The organism is Devosia alba (assembly GCF_039938915.1).
Classification (GTDB): domain Bacteria; phylum Pseudomonadota; class Alphaproteobacteria; order Rhizobiales; family Devosiaceae; genus Devosia; species Devosia alba.
On sequence record NZ_JBDUUI010000050.1, the window covers coordinates 1 to 416 of the forward strand.

Genomic DNA, 416 nt, shown 5'->3' on the forward strand with positions numbered 1-416 from the left:
TCGCCTACAGTGCTCCAGGTCTTACCCTGAGATGCTTTACTGGCACGCATAGCGATGTAGTCTGCACCCTGTTCGGGCATACGGTAGTATGCGCTGCGCAGGTTCGTGTCCCCTGTCAGGTGCATTGGTACATCATCCACTAACCCATCTAGGGTCTTCAGGATAGCCTTCTGACCATCATCCAGATACGTAGACTTCATGAGATGCTCAGTAACGTCCTTAGCACGCACTACAACCTTCGCCTGCTGCCCTTTTAGTACCTGGATAGGCTCTACCAGGGACTTAGCCGCAGCCTCTTCGGAAGCTGCTGTACGCGCATATACAGTGTCTTTAGCAGTACGTTTAGTAGGTGCATCCGGGTCGCAGCCAGAAGCTCTGCTAGCAGCCGATTCAGCACGCCCAGCAGCCTTAGCTAC

The 416-nt window shown here is 53.8% G+C and carries 1 protein-coding gene; it reads right to left on the bottom strand.

What is annotated here, in order from left to right; all coding sequences use genetic code 11:
* The coding region (locus tag ABFY71_RS18735; protein ID WP_347947382.1) for a hypothetical protein at positions 1-200 on the bottom strand (200 nt) is incomplete at its 3' end.
* Positions 201-416 lie beyond the last annotated feature (216 nt).